14 protein-coding genes are annotated in these 17,011 nt (G+C 66.8%); 8 read left to right on the top strand and 6 right to left on the bottom strand.

Going from position 1 to position 17,011, the window contains the following annotated elements; genetic code table 11:
• The first annotated feature begins 122 nt into the window (after window positions 1-122).
• Both MRBLMD1_RS08825 and lipA read left to right on the top strand, forming a co-directional pair.
• Window positions 123-1,562: an L-serine ammonia-lyase gene (locus tag MRBLMD1_RS08825; protein ID WP_364398886.1), complete on the top strand. Its 1,440-nt coding sequence runs from the start codon at window positions 123-125 to the stop codon at window positions 1,560-1,562.
• A gap of 45 nt (window positions 1,563-1,607) precedes the next feature.
• Window positions 1,608-2,621, top strand: coding sequence for a lipoyl synthase (gene lipA / locus MRBLMD1_RS08820; RefSeq protein ID WP_141158411.1), 1,014 nt, complete (start codon window positions 1,608-1,610; stop codon window positions 2,619-2,621).
• Window positions 2,622-2,747: 126 nt separating this feature from the next.
• On the opposite strand, the gene MRBLMD1_RS08815 is transcribed toward lipA, so the two are convergent.
• The 3 genes from MRBLMD1_RS08815 to MRBLMD1_RS08805 form a co-directional block, all read right to left on the bottom strand.
• Window positions 2,748-5,093 (bottom strand): glycoside hydrolase family 65 protein, encoded by a 2,346-nt coding sequence (locus MRBLMD1_RS08815; RefSeq protein WP_307487611.1) that lies wholly within the window; start codon window positions 5,091-5,093, stop codon window positions 2,748-2,750.
• 137 nt (window positions 5,094-5,230) lie between these two features.
• Window positions 5,231-5,968: an HAD family hydrolase gene (locus MRBLMD1_RS08810; protein ID WP_159633811.1), complete on the bottom strand. Its 738-nt coding sequence runs from the start codon at window positions 5,966-5,968 to the stop codon at window positions 5,231-5,233.
• A 202-nt stretch (window positions 5,969-6,170) separates the two neighbouring features.
• Window positions 6,171-6,788, bottom strand: coding sequence for an alpha/beta hydrolase (locus tag MRBLMD1_RS08805; RefSeq protein ID WP_364398883.1), 618 nt, complete (start codon window positions 6,786-6,788; stop codon window positions 6,171-6,173).
• Window positions 6,789-6,961: 173 nt separating this feature from the next.
• Between MRBLMD1_RS08805 and MRBLMD1_RS08800 the strand changes: the two genes are divergently transcribed.
• The 5 genes from MRBLMD1_RS08800 (at window position 6,962) to MRBLMD1_RS08780 (ending at window position 11,717) form a co-directional block, all read left to right on the top strand.
• Entirely contained in the window at window positions 6,962-7,219 is a 258-nt protein-coding gene (locus MRBLMD1_RS08800; protein WP_159633816.1) for a DUF6458 family protein, read from the top strand.
• 265 nt (window positions 7,220-7,484) lie between these two features.
• A complete protein-coding gene (locus MRBLMD1_RS08795) occupies window positions 7,485-8,291 on the top strand; it encodes a DeoR/GlpR family DNA-binding transcription regulator (RefSeq protein ID WP_224024530.1) in 807 nt (268 codons plus the stop codon).
• Entirely contained in the window at window positions 8,288-9,268 is a 981-nt protein-coding gene (locus MRBLMD1_RS08790; RefSeq protein ID WP_275182276.1) for a 1-phosphofructokinase family hexose kinase, read from the top strand. Before MRBLMD1_RS08795 ends, MRBLMD1_RS08790 begins: the two co-directional genes overlap by 4 nt.
• Window positions 9,269-9,270: 2 nt before the next feature.
• Entirely contained in the window at window positions 9,271-11,373 is a 2,103-nt protein-coding gene (locus tag MRBLMD1_RS08785) for a PTS fructose transporter subunit IIABC (protein WP_364398880.1), read from the top strand.
• A gap of 65 nt (window positions 11,374-11,438) precedes the next feature.
• Entirely contained in the window at window positions 11,439-11,717 is a 279-nt protein-coding gene (locus MRBLMD1_RS08780) for an HPr family phosphocarrier protein (protein WP_015935750.1), read from the top strand.
• 118 nt (window positions 11,718-11,835) lie between these two features.
• Here the strand turns inward: MRBLMD1_RS08780 and MRBLMD1_RS08775 are convergent, their stop codons facing one another.
• From MRBLMD1_RS08775 to MRBLMD1_RS08765, 3 genes are all read right to left on the bottom strand, one after another.
• On the bottom strand, window positions 11,836-12,267 hold the full coding sequence (locus MRBLMD1_RS08775) for an SRPBCC domain-containing protein (RefSeq protein ID WP_364398877.1): 432 nt from the start codon (window positions 12,265-12,267) through the stop codon (window positions 11,836-11,838).
• Window positions 12,264-13,112, bottom strand: a complete 849-nt coding sequence (locus MRBLMD1_RS08770) for a class I SAM-dependent methyltransferase (RefSeq protein ID WP_364398875.1) — start codon at window positions 13,110-13,112, stop codon at window positions 12,264-12,266. The genes MRBLMD1_RS08775 and MRBLMD1_RS08770 overlap by 4 nt, the downstream gene beginning before the upstream one ends.
• A gap of 174 nt (window positions 13,113-13,286) precedes the next feature.
• The gene (locus MRBLMD1_RS08765; protein ID WP_364398873.1) at window positions 13,287-14,459 is read right to left on the bottom strand and encodes a Ku protein; all 1,173 of its coding nucleotides are present in this window, start codon (window positions 14,457-14,459) and stop codon (window positions 13,287-13,289) included.
• Window positions 14,460-14,499: 40 nt separating this feature from the next.
• Between MRBLMD1_RS08765 and MRBLMD1_RS08760 the strand changes: the two genes are divergently transcribed.
• Window positions 14,500-17,004, top strand: coding sequence for an ATP-dependent DNA ligase (locus tag MRBLMD1_RS08760; RefSeq protein ID WP_364398871.1), 2,505 nt, complete (start codon window positions 14,500-14,502; stop codon window positions 17,002-17,004).
• Window positions 17,005-17,011: the final 7 nt, after the last annotated feature.

Raw genomic sequence — 17,011 nt, 5'->3', positions numbered from 1 at the left:
ATCCGGCAGCGTGCGTCTAAGGGAGCGTCACGTCCGCTCAGCGGGCGTCTTCGCGACCGAGCACGCAGAGGATGTCCTGCCCGCTCCATCCCGACCACTTGTATTAGTTAGGAACCACGCACATGGCTGTTGGTGTCTTTGACCTCTTTTCGATCGGTATTGGCCCTTCGTCTTCTCATACTGTGGGGCCGATGCGGGCTGCTGCTGTGTTTGCTGAGGAGTTGAAGGCCTCGGGGAAGCTGGCGGACGTGGCGTCGCTGCGGGTGGATTTGTATGGGTCGTTGGCGGCGACGGGGCACGGGCATGGGACGATGACGGCGATCCTGTTGGGGTTGGAGGGGTTCCATCCGGAACTGATCCTGCCCGAAGAGGTGGAGGAGCGGCTGGCTTCAGTCGCGGAGACCGGGATCCTGAACCTGGCCGGTGCGGTTGCGCTGCCCTACGGGGTGGGCGACATGGTGTTGCGGCCGTTGACGGTGCTGCCGCGGCACACGAACGGGATGACGTTCACCGTTACCGACGCGGCCGGGGATGTGGTGCATGCGGCGACGTTCTTCTCGGTCGGTGGCGGGTTCATCGTCCGCGAGGGTGAAGAGGACGCCGCGCAGCAGGAACTGGACGCGTCCAAAGAGGAGCTGCCGCTGCCGTTCCGGACCGCGGCAGAACTGCTGGAGCACTGCGCGGTGACCGGGCTGGGCATCGCGGACGTGATGTTCGTGAACGAGAAGGCCTCCCGGTCCGAGGAGCAGATCCGGGCCGGGCTGGGGCATATCTGGTCGGTGATGGAGAACTGCGTGGCCACCTCGCTCAAGCGTGAAGGGGTGCTGCCGGGCGGGTTGAAGGTCCGCCGCCGCGCCCCGGACTGGTACGAGCGGTTGAAGAAGGAAACCGCCCGCCCCGAAGACACCGACCAGGACGGCCAGGACGGGCAGGACCACTATGACCCGAGGTATTGGCAGGAGTGGGTTAACTTGGTGGCGTTGGCGGTGAACGAGGAAAACGCCTCCGGCGGGAGGGTGGTCACCGCCCCCACGAACGGGGCGGCCGGGATCATCCCGGCGGTGCTGTTCTACGCCCTGCACTTCGCCCCGGGCATGGACCAGGCCACCCAGGCCGACCGCGACGATGTGGTGGTGCGGTTCCTGCTCGCCGCCGGCGCCGTCGGGGTGCTCTACAAGGAACAGGCCTCGATCTCCGGGGCCGAGGTGGGCTGCCAGGGCGAGGTCGGCTCCGCGTCCTCGATGGCCGCCGCGGGCCTGGCCGAGGTCATGGGCGGCACCCCGGCCCAGGTGGAGAACGCCGCGGAAATCGCGATGGAACACAACCTCGGCCTGACGTGTGACCCGATCGGCGGGCTGGTCCAGGTCCCCTGCATCGAACGGAACGCGATCGCCGCCGCGAAAGCGATCAACGCCGCGAAAATGGCGCTCTGGGGCGACGGCACCCACCGCGTCTCCCTCGACGAAGTCATCATCACCATGCGCGAAACCGGCAAAGACATGTCCGACAAATACAAAGAAACCGCCATGGGCGGCCTCGCCGTCAACGTCGTCGAATGCTGACACCGGCATACTCCGATTCCCCAAGAAGACAAAGGAAACACGATCATGACCCTGGCACCTGAAGGCCGGAAGATGCTGCGGATCGAGCAGCGCAACGCTGCGGTCCCGGTGGAGCGCAAGCCGGAGTGGATCAAGGCCAAGGTCCAGATGGGCCCGGAGTTCGTCGGGCTGAAGAACCTGGTCAAAAAAGAAGGCCTGCACACCGTCTGCGAAGAGGCCGGCTGCCCCAACATCTTCGAATGCTGGGAAGACAAGGAAGCCACCTTCCTGATCGGCGGCTCCGAATGCACCCGCCGCTGCGACTTCTGCCAGATCGACACCGGCAAACCCTCCCCCGTGGACATGTTCGAACCCACCAAGGTGGCCCGCTCCGTGCAGTCCATGCAGCTGCGCTACGCCACCGTCACCGGCGTGGCCCGCGACGACCTCGAAGACGAAGGCGTCTGGCTCTACGCCGAAACCGTCCGCAAAATCCACGAACTGAACCCCGGCACCGGCGTGGAACTGCTCATCCCCGACTTCTCCGGCAACCCCGACCACATCAAGGCGATCTGCGACTCCGCCCCCGAAGTCTTCGCGCACAACGTCGAAACCGTGCCCCGGATCTTCAAAAGGATCCGCCCCGCGTTCCGCTACGAACGCTCCCTGGATGTCATCACCCAGGGCCGAAACCTGGGCATGGTCACCAAGTCCAACCTCATCCTGGGCATGGGCGAAACCCGCGAAGAAATCAGCGAAGCCCTCCGCGACCTCCACCAGGCCGGCTGCGACCTGATCACCATCACCCAGTACCTGCGCCCCTCCGAACGGCACCTGCCCGTGGACCGCTGGGTCAAACCCCAGGAATTCGTGGACCTCCAGCACGAAGCCGAAGAAATCGGCTTCCTCGGCGTCATGTCCGGCCCCCTGGTCCGCTCCTCCTACCGCGCCGGCCGCCTCTGGGCCACCGCCATGCGCAAAAAAGGCCGCGACATCCCCGCCGAACTCGCCCACATCGCCGAAGGCATCCAGGACTCCGGCACCACCCGCCAGGAAGCCGCCACCCTCCTCGCCGGTTAGGCCACTGCGCTCCGGCCTGGTGCTGTTTTGGGGGGCACCAGGCCGGAAGACAACAGGAGACTGGGGAGGCCGGCAAGGGAAGCCGCCGGGCCTCCCCCGGCGCGTCCGCCCAGCCCGGCAACCCGCTCAGCTGTTGCCGCGCACCACCGGGATGCTCGCCGTCGGCAATCCGCTGGGGAACACCGTGGGTTCCGGTTCCGCGACCGGTTCCAGTGGAACCCGCACCGGCTCGTTGCCCACCGTCAGCCGCTGGCCACGGACGTCAACTTCCAGCGGACCGCCGTCCTGGACCGTCAGCGTGATAAAGCCGGCGGCGAGCTGGACCAGCAGCAGGCGGCCCCTGATCTTCAGGTGGAAGGTCAGCCCCTCCCACTCCGCGGGCAGGCGGGGATCGAAGTACGGGACCGGGCCTTGGTCGCGCATGCCGGCGAAACCGCACACCAGCGAACTCCAGACTCCGCCGGTGGAGGCGATGTGCACGCCGTCGATCGTGTTGCCGTGCGTGTTGTCAAGGTCAATGAAGGCGGCATTGGTGAAGTGGTCCAGGGCCTCCCTCGAATAGCCCACCTCGGCCGCCATGATCCCCTGGACGCAGGCGGACAGCGTGGAATCGCCGGTGGTGATGGGATCGTAGAAGTCGAAGGCCCGCTGCTTCTCCTCAGCAGTGAAGTCCTGCCACTGCAGGAACATGGCCAGGACGGTATCGGCCTGCTTCAGGACCTGGTGCCGGTAGATGACCAGCGGGTGGAAGTGCAGCAGCAGCGGATACTTGGACCGCGGCGTGGTCCAGTCCCAGGCCTCCAGGGTCATGAAGTCGTTGTCCTGGGAGTGGACCTGCATCCGGTCATCGAAGGGCAGCTGCATGCGGTTGGCGGCAGCCTCCCACAGCTGGCGCTCCTCGTGGGTGATGCCTGCGTGCCCAAGCGCGGCGGCGGCACGCAGGTTGAAGCGGGCCATCACGTTCGTGTACAGGTTGTCATTCACCACTGCCGTGTACTCATCAGGGCCGGTGACGCCGTGGATGTGGAAGAGCCCGTCCTTGCCAAAGAAGCCCAGGGAGATCCACATCCGGGCCGTCTCGATCAGCAGTTCAGCGCCCATGCCATCCCGGAATCCGGCATCCCCGGTTGCCCAAAGGTACCTGTTGGTGGCGAAGGCAATCGCGGCGGCGATATGGAACTGTGCGGTACCGGCCGCGTAATAGGCGCTGGCCTCGAGCCCGTTGATGGTGCGCCACGGGAAGAGGGCGCCGTCCACGCTCAGCTCCTTCGCCCGGATCCTGGCCTCGGGAAGCATGCCGTGGCGGAACTCGAGGACCTGCCGGGCGCCGTCGGGGTTGGTGTAGGTAAGGTACGGCAGCAGGTACACCTCCTGGTCCCAGAAGTAGTGCCCCTCGTAGCCCGAGCCCGTCACGCCCTTGGCGGGAATGCCCGCAACATCGGCACGCGCCGTGGCCTGGGCCAGCTGGAACAGGTTCCAGCGGATGGCCTGCTGCAACCCGGGCCGGCCGCCCTCAACCACGATGTCCGAGGTGGCCCAGTAACCGCGGTAGTGGGCCATGCTTTCGGCAAAAATGCTGTCCACCGGGCGGAGTGCCTCTTCAGCCACTGCGGCCGCATCCACGTCCGGGTCCTGGACGGTGGGGCCGGCCGCGTAGCTGACGGTCTTTTCCAGCCGGAACGGGTCACCGGCGTCCACTGCAAGGACGTACCGGACGGTGCTGTCGTCCTGGTCCACCACCGTTTCGAACGGCTGGTGGCCGGCGGAGGTCCAGTGGTCCACCGCGATCCCCACCCGCTGCTTGGACTCGGCTGCCTCCCAGGACAACCGCAGCGAGCCGTCGCCGCCGTCCAGCCGCACGGGGAGCAGCACCCGCCCGGCGTGCCGTCCCGCCCGGCGGGGATCGTGGACGGAGTGGTCTTCCACCGGCTGGTCCTGGCGGTTGATCACCGCGGAGGTGACGTCCAGGGAGATTTGCCGGTCCGCATCCACCTCCAGGGAAATGCCCAGGCAGCCGCGGGACTCGTAGCCCACCGCCCGCCGTTCCGTGGTGGTCACGGTGGCGCCGGAGCGGCACTGCCAGGTGATGCGGCACTCGTAGATCCCGGTGGAGAAGTCGACGCTCCGGCGGTAGTCCAGGACCTCTGATTCGGCAAGGCTGAGGTTTTCGCCGTCCACCACCACGGTGAAGTTGTTGGCGTCCGGGATGTAGAGGATTCGCTGGCCCGTCCGGGCGAAGCCAAAGGCGTTTTCGGCGTGCTTGATGTCCCAGATTTCGTGCAGGCCGTTGATGAAGCTGCCTGGCAGCTCTGCGTCGGCCGCCGCCCAATGGGCACCCCTGATGCCCAGATGGCCGTTGCCCAGGGCGAACAGGGCCTCCAGGGTTCCGGCGCCATCGGTTCCGTAGCGCGTTTCGACGAGCTGCCAGGGGGTATCGGGGAACCGTTCGCGGTCCGCGGAGATCAATGCCATGGTCGGGGTCCTTTTGGCCTTGCTGTGGTGCCGGACTGGCCGGCACGGAATATTCGGGGGAAGGGCAATACTCGGATGGGTGCTGCCGGGGAGCAGCAGGGTTGCCCGGGGCAGGCAACGGGGTTTGAGGCCTGGGTTTAGGGGACGAGTTCCTGGAGGTCGTTGACCACCAGGGTGGCTCCGGCGTCCAGGAGCGTCTGCCGCCCGGCGCCACGGTCCACGCCGATCACGGAGTGGAACGATCCCGCGTGTCCGGCCTGAACCCCTGACACAGCGTCCTCGACCACCACGCACTCCGGACTGGAGAGGTCCAGGAGTTTGGCCGCGTATTCGTAGGTGGCCGGGCTTGGTTTTCCGGGCAGGCCCTGTTCCGCGGCCACCACACCGTCCACCACCACGGGGAAATAGTGGCTGAGTCCGGCGGCTTTCAGGACGGCAGGGGCATTGCGGGAGGAAGAGACGACGGCGACCTTGAGTCCGCGTTCCAGGGCGGCTTCGAGGAAGCGGACCGAGCCTTGGAACGGTTCGACGCCGGCGCTGACGATGTCATTGAAGATCGCGTTCTTCCGGTTGCCCAGGCCCTGGACGGTTTCGTGGGCAGGGTCGTCATCCAGCGGGCCTTCCGGGAGCGTGATCCCCCGCGAAGCCAGGAAGTCGCGCACACCGTCAAAGCGGGGCTTGCCGTCGATGTGGTCGAAGTAGTCGCTTTCCCGGTACCCGGGGACCTCCGGATGCGAGGCCAGGTAGCCATCGAACAGTTCCTGCCAGGCGCGCTCGTGCACGGTGGCGGTGGGCGTCAGAACGCCGTCCAGGTCAAAGAGGATTGCTGCGGCGCCGGTCCAGCCGGCGGTCCCAGCTGCAGTTTCGAGTGTCATCGGCAGTGCGGTGTCCTTTCGGTTCGTGGACAGCCGGCCCTGCCGGGACAGCCTGAAGGAGGATACTGCTGCGCCTCATGCACGCAGCATCACTTCCTTGTCCGCCCACTGCAGGACCGATCATGGCCGTAGACGAGTGTAAGCGCTTGCAAATTTCGCTGGCAACTGTTTTTTCGTACCCACCGATGGGGCAGCTACACAGTCAGCGCAGCACGTAGTGGCGCAGGAAGGCGCTGACGTCCACCATCTCGGTCTTGGACATCGCGTGCCCCATTCCCGGGTACGTCCGGGCCGTCAGCAGCGTGTTCTCTTCCAGCCACTCCGCGGTGTAGGCAACGGCGTCCTCGTTGATCACCAGGTCCGCCTTGTCCCGCCCCCAGAAAAAGGGCGGCCTGACGTCAAAGGAGTCCGTCACCGAGAGGAGCTCGTTGTTGAGCACAAAGCCGGACAGTCCCACAACGGCCTTGTAGTCATCCGGGTGCAGCCGCAGGAGCGTACTGGCCATGGCCATGCCCTGCGAGTAACCCATCAGGGTGACGCTGCTGTGCTGGTCCCTGACGGAACTGATCCAGGCCCGCACCGAGTTGGCGGCGGAGATGACATCCGCGAAGTCGTTCGCCAGGAAGTAGTCGAGCAGGAACCAGCCCCAGTGGTCCCCGATGGGCATCGGAGCCCGCAGGGCGGCAAACGTGAACTCGGGAGGCAGGTACTCGAAGAGGCGCACCATCCGGGACTCGTCCGTACCGTAACCGTGCATCATCACCAGCAGGGGGGTGCCTGCGCGCTGGTCCTCCGGCTTGGACCACACAACTGTTTCCACTGGTCAAGCCTAACTACGGAAGCACGACGCCCCGCCCGGATCATTGAATCCGCAATCACCGGGAGGTAGCGTGACGCTTGATAGACAGCAGGCTTGGCTTTTGGCAGTGTACGCACCACCCTCCCGTATCGCCCTACCAGCGCCGCGCAGCCCGCGGCCAAAAGGAGCAAGTCATGAGAATCGGATCGTCAATCTTCCTCATCGCCCTCGGCGCCATCCTTGCCTGGGCCGTGGCGCCCGGACTCATCCCGTTCGTGGACCAGCAATTGGTGGGCTACATCCTCATGGCGGTAGGCGTAATCGGGCTGATCGCCTCACTCATCCTCGCTTCCCCGGGCCGCAGCCGCCGGGTCAGCGAGTCCCGCTCGGTCATCGATCCCACCACCGGCGAGCGCATCACCCGCCACGAAAGCCGGGACGGCGGCATCTAGCCGGGCCACCACCGGGGACGGGATCCGGGCCACCACCGATGAACCCGAAAAGCCGGGCTGGACCACCACGTGTCCAGCCCGGCTTTTTCGCGCCTGCGCCCGGGCCTGAAAAGCTGGATCTTGTTTCATGTTGATTTCCATTGACAAACCAACAGAAGCAAAGATAAAGTCAAGTAACTCAACATCAATGTGATGCCAGTCACGCAGGACCGGGAAGACGGCCAGGCGTACAAACTCACAGCAGGACCTACGCAACGGAGGGTATGTGTTCGCCGAAGAGCGCCAGCAGCAGATTGCCGAGCTTGTAGCCGGCAGCGGCCGGGTCAGCGTGACGCTGCTGGCTGAGCGCTTCCGCATCACCACCGAGACGGTGCGCAGGGACCTTGCAGCCCTCGAAAACGCCGGCACGGTCCGCCGTGTCCATGGCGGCGCCGTTGCGGCAGACCGCTTCAGCACCACCGAGGAAAGCGTCACTGAACGGGCCATCCAGCGGCCGGACCAAAAGATCCGGATCGCCGAAGCCGCCCTTGCCCTGATCCCCCGGAACTCGCCCGCCAGCGTCCTGATGGACGGAGGCACCACCACCGAAGTGCTTGCCGACATGCTGGCCCGCCGCGCCGCCGTCGAACCTTCCGACGGAACGGGCCCCCAGCACGAACTGGTGGTCATCACCCACGCAGTACCCATTGCCAGCAAACTCTCCAACGTCCCCGGCGTTGCCCTGCAGATCCTGGGCGGCCGGGTTCGCGGCCTCACCCAGGTGGCCGTGGGGCAGGCAACGGTGAACGCTGCCGCCCGGATCCGCCCTGACATCGCGTTCATCGGAACCAACGGCATCCACGCCACCTTTGGCGTCAGTACTCCCGATCCTGAAGAAGCCGCCGTCAAGGCAGCCTTCGTCCAGTCGGCACGCCGCATTGTGGTGCTGGCCGACTCCTCCAAGCTGGACACGGAAACCCTGGTCCAGTTCGCCTCCCTGAAAGATCTGGACACCTTGATCACAGACAGTGAACCCGGACCTGAGCTCGCAGCCGCCCTGGAAGAGGCCGGCGTTGATGTGGTGGTCGCATGATCGTCACCTTCACGGCCAACCCCAGCCTTGACCGGACCGTCGCCCTTCCCGGCCCGTTGGAGCGTGGCGAGGTACAGCGCGCCGTCTCCGTCCGCCAGGAATCCGGCGGCAAGGGCGTCAACGTCTCCCGCGCCCTGGTGGCCTCGGGACTGGAGTCCCTTGCCGTCCTCCCCGGCGCGGACAGCGATCCCGTCCTGGCCGGGCTGCGCGAGCACGCAGTGCCCTTCGTTTCGCTTCCCATCGACGAGCCGCTGCGCACCAACGTAGCGCTCACCGAACCCGGCGGCGTGACCACCAAGATCAACGAACCGGGCCCCGCACTGGATGAGAACCAGCAGGAAGCCCTGATCAAGCTGCTGGTCGAAAGCTCGCGCGGCGCCACCTGGGTGGTCCTGGCCGGCTCGCTGCCGCCGGGATTCCCCTCTGACTTCTACGCAACGGCTGCCCGCCGCCTGCGCTCTTCCGCCGACGGCACCGCCCCGCGGATCGCCGTCGACTCGTCCGGCCTGCCACTCGCGGCTGCCCTCACCGGCGGCCCGGAAGGCATGCCCGACCTCCTGAAGCCCAACGCCGAGGAACTGGCGGAGCTGGCCGCAGCTGCCGGTTTCCCCCCGGCATCCGGTGACGAACTGGAAGCGGATCCGGCTGCTGCCGCTGCCGCCGCAGCCGCCGTCGTCCGTTCCGGTGTGGGTGCTGTGCTGGCAACTCTCGGTTCCAAGGGAGCTGTCCTCGTTACGGCCGACGGCGCGTGGCTGGCCACGCACCCGCCGGTCGCCGCGGTCAGCACGGTGGGTGCGGGCGACTCCGCACTTGCCGGCTACCTGCTTGCCCATGGCCGGGGCGCCGCCCCTGCCGACTGCCTTCGTCAGGCGGTGGCCCATGGTGCCGCCGCTGCCTCGCTGCCGGGTTCCACCGTTCCGGCAGTAAACCAAACCACCCCGGATGCCGTAACCATCACGGCCCTTCGAAAGGATTGACAGTGACCCAGCTCATCACCACGGACCTGGTCGAGCTCGACCAGAACCTGGGCAACGCCCCCGAGACGGTGATCCGGCATCTGGCAAGCAAGGTAGCTGCCACCGGACGCGCATCAGAAGTCGAAGGACTCTTCGCCGACGCCTTCGCCCGCGAGCAGAAGACCGCCACGGGAATCCCCGGCGGCATCGCCATCCCGCACTGCCGCTCCGCCGCCGTCACCGTGCCCACCCTGGCCATGGCCCGCCTGAACCCCAAGGTGGACTTCGGTGCCAAGGACGGCCCCGCTGACCTGGTGTTCTTCATCGCCGCTCCGGACGGAGCGGACCAGGAGCACCTGAAGCTGCTCTCCAAGCTGGCCCGGTCGCTCATCAAAAAGGACTTCACGGCGGCCCTCCGCAACGCCTCCTCCGAGGCGGAGATCGTGGAACTCGTGGACGGCGCCCTGGCGGACAAGCCCGCAGCCCACGCCGCAGCGGCTCCGGCCGATGCAGTTCCGGTCGGCGCCGGAGTAGGCGCAGCCGGGGCAGCTGGTGCCAGTGCCGTGGGTGCCCCCTCAGGGGCTTCCACCGGTTCGGCCGCCCGCGGACCCAAGCGCCTGGTAGCCGTCACCGCGTGCCCCACCGGCATCGCCCACACCTACATGGCGGCCGACTCCCTCGTGGCAGCTGCCAAGGAAGTGGGCGTAGACCTGCAGGTGGAAACCCAGGGTTCCTCCGGCGCCAAGGCACTGGACCCCGCGGTCATCGCCGCAGCAGACGCCGTCATCTTCGCCGTGGACGTGGACGTGCGCGGCAAGGAGCGCTTCGCCGGCAAGCCGGTCATCAATGCCCCCGTAAAGCGCGGCATCGACGAACCGGACAAGATGGTCCAGGAAGCACTCGCCGCGGCAGAGAACCCCAACGCCCGCCGAGTCCCGCACTTCGGCGCGGAAGAACAGGCAGAGCACGAGGCTGAGGAAAAGGGCGAGCACATCGGCCAGAAGCTCAAGAAGGCCCTGCTCACCGGTGTCAGCTACATGATTCCGTTCGTGGCCGGCGGCGGCCTGCTGATCGCCCTCGGCTTCCTCATGGGCGGCTACCTGATCACCAAGTACGCGGACACCATCGTTGTCCAGAACAGCCTGTTCAACCTGCCCACCGAATTCCCCGAAAACGCCTGGGGTCCGCTGGGCGCCTACCTCGGCGCGGTCCTGTTCAAGATCGGCGCTTTGTCGCTCGGGTTCCTGGTTCCGGCACTGGCAGGCTACATCGCCTACGCCATCGCTGACCGTCCGGGCATCGCGCCCGGCTTCGTCGCCGGTGCAGTTGCCGGATTCATGGGTGCCGGCTTCCTGGGCGGCATCGTTGGCGGCCTGCTGGCCGGCTACATCGCCCACGTGGTGGGGCGCCTGCAGGTGGCACGCTGGCTGCGCGGCCTGATGCCCGTGGTGATCATCCCGCTGCTGGCCTCGCTGGTGGCTTCGGGCCTGATGTTCGTGATCCTGGGCGGCCCCATCGTCGCCATCACCAACGGCCTGAACTCCTGGCTGTCCGGCCTCACCGGTGCCGGCGCCATCGCCCTGGGCGTGATCCTGGGCCTGATGATGTGCTTCGACCTCGGCGGCCCGGTCAACAAGGTTGCCTACTCCTTCGCCGTCGCCGGCCTTGGTGCCGCCACCATCGACAACCAGGCTCCGTGGCAGATCATGGCCGCCGTCATGGCGTCCGGCATGGTTCCGCCGCTGGCCATGGCCCTGGCCTCCACCGTCCTGAACAAGAAGCTCTTCAGCCTGGCCGAGCAGGAAAACGGCAAGGCAGCATGGCTGCTGGGTGCGTCCTTCATCTCCGAAGGCGCCATCCCGTTCGCCGCCGCCGACCCGCTGCGCGTTATCCCCGCCAGCATGCTGGGCGGTGCGGTGACCGGTGCCATCTCGATGGCTGCGGGCGTCGGATCCAAGGCACCCCACGGCGGTATCTTCGTCTTCTTCGCCATCGACAACTTCCTGATGTTCGTTGCTTCGATCATCGTCGGCGTGGTGGTTACCGCCCTGTCGGTCATCGCCCTCAAGCGCTGGGCAGTCAAGAAGACCGTTGATACGGTTGAACCGGTTCCCGTAACCGTCTGAGCCGGTTTAGCCACAGACCTTCCCGGCGCTGAACCATCAGCACGCCGAAAGACAAAGGAGCAAAAATGCCAGAACGCACCGCAACAGTCGCCAGCCGCGTGGGCCTGCACGCCCGCCCCGCCGCTATCTTTGCCGAGGCAGCCGGAGAGTTCGACCTGGACATCACCATCGCCCGTGAAGGCGAGCCGGCAGACGAGGCCATGGATGCCGCCAGCATCCTGTCCCTCATGAGCCTGGGCGCCTCACACGGCGACGTGGTGGTCCTCCGCGCCGAAGGTGCCGGCGCGGACGATGCGCTGGAGCGCCTGGTGCAGATCCTCGAAACGGATCACGACGCCGAGTAGCAGCTGCGCTGCCCCAGGCAGCACAACGCCGGCGGCCGCCGTCGGGCTTTCCTCCCAAGGGAAACGCCCGACGGCGGCCGCCTGGCTTTAACCCCCAGCCCACCCGGGCGGGGAGCAGTCAGCCGCGCTCGGCGAGCGCCTTGACGTCCGCCACGAGCTTGTCCCACATGCCTTTGGAGTGCGCGGCAGCTTCCTCGCTGGGGTTGTTGTCCTGCGACAGCGAAAGCTTCGTGGCACCGTCCTGGTCCTCCAGCGTCCATTCGAGCGTGTGGTAGTTCTCCGGCGTGTCCTCCTGGCCGGACAACGGGCTGAAGTGGGTGTACACCAGTTTCCGGCCTGGTTCGACCTCGAGGATCCGGCCCTTGTCCTGGAAGGGCTTTCCCTCCCACTCCCCCTGCCAGGTGATGGGGCTGCCGACCCTCCAGTCGGTCTGCAGGGTTGCGCCGAACATGAACTCCTTCACGGCGGCGGGGTCGGTGATCACCTCCCACACACGTTCCGGCCCGGCGTCGATCATGGTGACGGACGTTGCTACATGGTTTTCGGTCATGCTGCAGCCTTTCTTGCCGTGAAGAGCAGGTACTCCCACTCCATCTGGAACGGGGAATCGCCGTGCGCATCACCGAAGGAATCGGCAAGGTCGGTCAGGGCCTTGTCCAGGGACTTGACCTTTTCCTGGTCCTCGCCCAGGAATTTGTAGACGGCGATGATGGGGCCGTAGTGGGACTTGAAATACCTGACGAAGTCCGCGGGCTGGTGGAAGCTCCTGACGGCCAGGTTCTGCTTGCGGGTGTGAACGTCGGTGATCCGGTCCCCCAGCAGTTCGCGGACATGCTCCTCGCTCCCCCAGAGCGGGGCCGGCTGCGCGCCGGGCGGGGGCGGCGGGGCAAACGGCTTCAGGGCGGCCAGCATCTGCCCGACGAATCCTTCCGGCGTCCAGCTGAGCAGCCCGACGGAGCCGCCCGGCTTGCAGACCCGGAGCAGCTCGTCGGCGGCCGCCTGGTGGTGCGGGGCGAACATCACCCCGATGCAGGACATCACTGCGTCGAACTCCCCATCGCCGAACGGCAGGGCTTCCGCGTCGCCCTCCTGCCACTCCAGGCTGACGCCACGGTTGGCTGCCTCTTTGCGCCCTGCCTCAAAAAGTTCAGGTGTAAGGTCGCTGGCCACCACCTTGGCACCCATCATGGCCGCTGGAATGGCCGCGTTGCCGGTTCCGGCCGCAACGTCCAGGACCCGTTGGCGTGACCTGATGCCGCAGGCCTCCACCAGGACGGCACCCAGTTCCAGGAGCATCTCGTCCGCGAGGGCGGGGTAATCCCCTGACGCCCACATGGCCCGGTGCTTTCTCTTCAGCTCCCGGTCCGCCTCCACTGCATCGGTCTGCTGGCTCATGTCCGTGCCCCTCTACGTGTCAGGTCCACATGGGTGACAGCACGCTGTTGGCACAGCGGAGGCTGCGATGCGACTCATTGTGGGCGCGTTGGAGGCCGCTGTAAAGGCAGGGTTTCCCGAAAGCGCGCCGGACCGGCCGGCCAGGCCCTTCCGGAGTGCCGTCGCGAGTGCCGGTCAGGCCGGCTTGCGCGCCCTGGTGGTCTTGGCGGCCGGCTTTGCCGCGGCCTTTGTGCCGGACGCCTTGGTGTCCGCCGTGCCCGTGCCGGAGGACTTGGACGCGCTTGTTTTAGCTGCAGCGGACTTGGCGGCAGTGGATTTGGCGGCAGTGGATTTGGCTGGCGTCGACTTGGACGCCGTGGACTTGGCGGAAGCCGGTGTGGACTTCGCTGATGACCTGGTGGCTGGCTTGGCATCGTCCGTGCCGGTCTTCGCTGCCGCGGTCCTGGACGCGGCCGCCTTGGTGCCGGAGGTCCGGCGTGCCGGTTTGGCAGTTTCGGTGTCCTCGTCCCCTGCGTCCGCTTCGGCGTCGGATTCCCCGCCGGCGGAGGCGGCTTCCCCGCCGCCGCGCTTCCGGTCCAGGCTCCGCTTGAGGGCCTCCATGAGGTCAATAACCTCGCCCTTGCCGCCCTCGCCGGCTTCCACGCCAAAGGTTTCCTCCGTGTCCAGCGATTCGCCCTGTTCCAGCTTGGCGTCGATCAGCTGGCGGAGCTGCACCTGGTACTCGTCGGTGAAGGAGTCTGGTTCGAAGTCGGCGGCCATGGACTCCACCAACGCCGCTGACATGTCCCGTTCCTGGGCGGAGATCCTGATGTCCGCCTCCAGGGACGGGAAGCTCGCCTCGCGCACCTCGTCGGGCCAGAGCAGGGACTGCAGCACCAGGACGTCGTCCTTGATCCGCAGGGCACCCAGCCGGGTCTTCTCGCGCAGCGCGAACTGGACGATGGCCACCCGGTCCGTGTCCTCCAGCGCGCGGCGCAGCAGAACGTAGGCCTTGGGCGACTTGGAATCCGGCTCCAGGTAATAGCTCTTCTCGAACATCATGGGTTCGAGCTGCTCCGACGGCACGAACTGCACCACTTCGATCTCGTGGCTGTTCTCGGCGGGAATGGACTTGAGCTCATCCTTGGACAGCACTACCGTGCGGCCATCCTCCTCGAAGGCCTTCTCGATGTCCGAGTAGTCCACCACCTCGCTGCAGACCTCGCACCGGCGCTGGTAGCGGATCCTGCCGCCATCGGCATTGTGAACCTGGTGCAGACTGATGTCATGATCCTCAGTGGCGCTGTAGACCTTCACGGGCACGTTGACCAGGCCGAACGCGATGGCACCTTTCCAGATGGCTCTCATTCATACAGTCAACATCAGAGCGGGCCGGAGGTGAAGCCCCATGGCAGGTAGCCGGGAACGTGTCCGGGTGGCGGGGCGCGAACTGACGCTGACCAACCTGGACAAGATCATCTACCCGGAGACCGGCACCACCAAGGCGGATGTGCTGGCCTACTACGCCGCAGTGGCACACGTCCTGATACCGGCGGCCGCCAACCGCCCGGCCACGCGGAAGCGGTGGGTCAACGGAGTAGGCACCGCGGACAAACCGGGAGAGGTGTTTTTCCAGAAGGACCTGGAGGACTCAGCGCCCGGCTGGCTGCCCCGGGCCGCGATCACCCACAAGGACCGGACGATCCACTACCCCCTGGTCAACGACGCCGCCACGCTGGCCTGGTTCGGCCAGATCAACTCCCTCGAAATCCACGTGCCGCAGTGGCGGGTGGATCCGCACGGCCACCAGCTCAATCCGGACCGGCTGGTGCTGGACCTGGACCCGGGCGAGGGTGCCGGGCTGCCGGAATGCCGGGAGGTGGCCCTCCTGGCCCGGACCATCCTGCAGGACGTGGGCCTTGACCCGGTCCCGGTGACCAGCGGCAGCAAGGGCATCCACCTGTACGCGGCGCTGGACGGCAGCCAGACCTCGGAACAGATCTCCGCTTTCGCCCGTGAACTGGCCCGGGCACTCGAGGCCGACCACCCGGACCTTGCCGTCAGCGACATGAAGAAATCCCTGCGCACGGGCAAGGTGCTGGTGGACTGGAGCCAGAACAACGCGGCAAAAACCACGGTGGTCCCCTACTCGCTGCGCGGCAGGCCCACGCCCATGGTGGCCGCCCCGCGGACATGGCGGGAAATCCAGTCTCCCGCACTTAAGCACCTGGACTACCAGGAGGTGCTGCGCCGGGTGCGGGACGGCAAGGACCCGTTCGCCGCCGTCGTGAACGCCGCGGCAGGCGCGGAGGCGGGTGGGACAACTGGCAACCCGGACCAAGGGGACGCACACCACGACGCCGACGCCCGGCTGGGCAGGTACCGTTCCATGCGCGACCCCAAGGCGACCCCCGAACCGTTCGCAGGCATCCCGGCCGGCGGCAACAGCTTTGTCATCCAGGAGCACCACGCCAGCCGCCTGCACTGGGACCTGCGGCTGGAACACGAGGGGGTCCTGGCGTCATGGGCCCTGCCCAAGGGCGTCCCGGAATCCGGTGGCAGGAACCATCTGGCCGTCCAGACCGAGGACCATCCCATGGACTACCTCACCTTCCACGGCACCATCCCCAAAGGGCAGTACGGCGCGGGCGAGATGACGATTTGGGACACCGGCACCTACGAACTGCACAAGTGGATCAACGGCAAGGAAGTCATTGTCACCCTGTCGGGCTCGGAAAGCGGCGGCCTGGGCGGCAGCAGGAAGGTGGCCCTCATCCACACCGGACGCGGGCAAGGCAAGGACGCCGAAAACCAATGGCTCATCCACCTGATGGACCAGGAGCAGCAAGGCGGACGGCGACGGCAGCCGGCCCGGGCAGTACCGGAACCTTCGCCGGCCGCCGGCGGCGAAGAGGCGGCCGAGGCTCCCGCAGCAACGCACAGCGCCCCCGCCGACCCGCTGGAGTACGCGCCCATGATGGCAACCTCGGGAAGCACCGCCGACCTGCACGGCAGCACGTGGCAGTACGAGCTCAAGTGGGACGGCGTCCGGGCGCTGCTGGTGGCGGACAGCGAAAAGGTCCGGATCTTCTCCCGCAACGGCAACGACGTCACCAAGACCTACCCCGAGTTCACGGACCGGGCCTGCTGGCCGGAGCAGCCGTTCGTGGCGGATGGTGAGATCATCGCCGTCGGGCCCGGTGGAAGGCCTGACTTTGGCCTGCTGCAGGGGCGGATGAAACTCACCCGGGCCGCCGACGTCGCCAAAGCCCGCACCTCGATCCCGGTCCAGCTGATGCTGTTCGACCTCCTCTTCGACGACGGCAAGGACCTCCGGCGCCTGCCGCTCAGCACACGGCGGCAGCGGCTGGAGGAATTCTTCCGTCCCTCCGGCTGCCCGGTGGACCTGTCCATGGTGCTTGAGGAATCCGTGGACCTCCTCCTCGACAGCGCCCGGGAGCTCGGCCTTGAAGGGGTGATGGCCAAGAGGACGGACAGCCGCTACGTGAGCGGGCAGCGGACCAGGACCTGGATCAAACTCAAGACGGAGCAGACGCAGGAAGTGGTGGTGGGCGGCTGGCGGCCGGGGAAGGGCGGGCGGCAGGACACCGTGGGATCGCTGCTGGTAGGCATTCCCGACGGCGGCAAGCTGCAGTACGTGGGCCGGGTCGGGTCCGGTTTCAGCAGCCGGGAGCTCACGGAACTCCGCCAGACGGTGGAACGCCTGGGCCGGAAGACCTCACCCTTCCACGACGTCCCCCGGCCGGATTCCGCCGACGCCCACTGGGTGTCACCGGAGCTTGTAGGCGAGGTGACCTACAGCGAGTGGACGGGGCCGGGCAGGCTCAGGCATCCACGGTGGCGGGGCTGGCGCCTGGACAAGGACCCGTCGGACGTGGTCCGCGAAGGGTGAGCCCGGC

This window comes from Pseudarthrobacter sp. LMD1-1-1.1, assembly GCF_040676255.1.
Lineage (GTDB): Bacteria > Actinomycetota > Actinomycetes > Actinomycetales > Micrococcaceae > Arthrobacter.
Note: the sequence above shows the minus strand (reverse complement) of the source record. Positions and strands in the feature narration are given on the sequence as shown.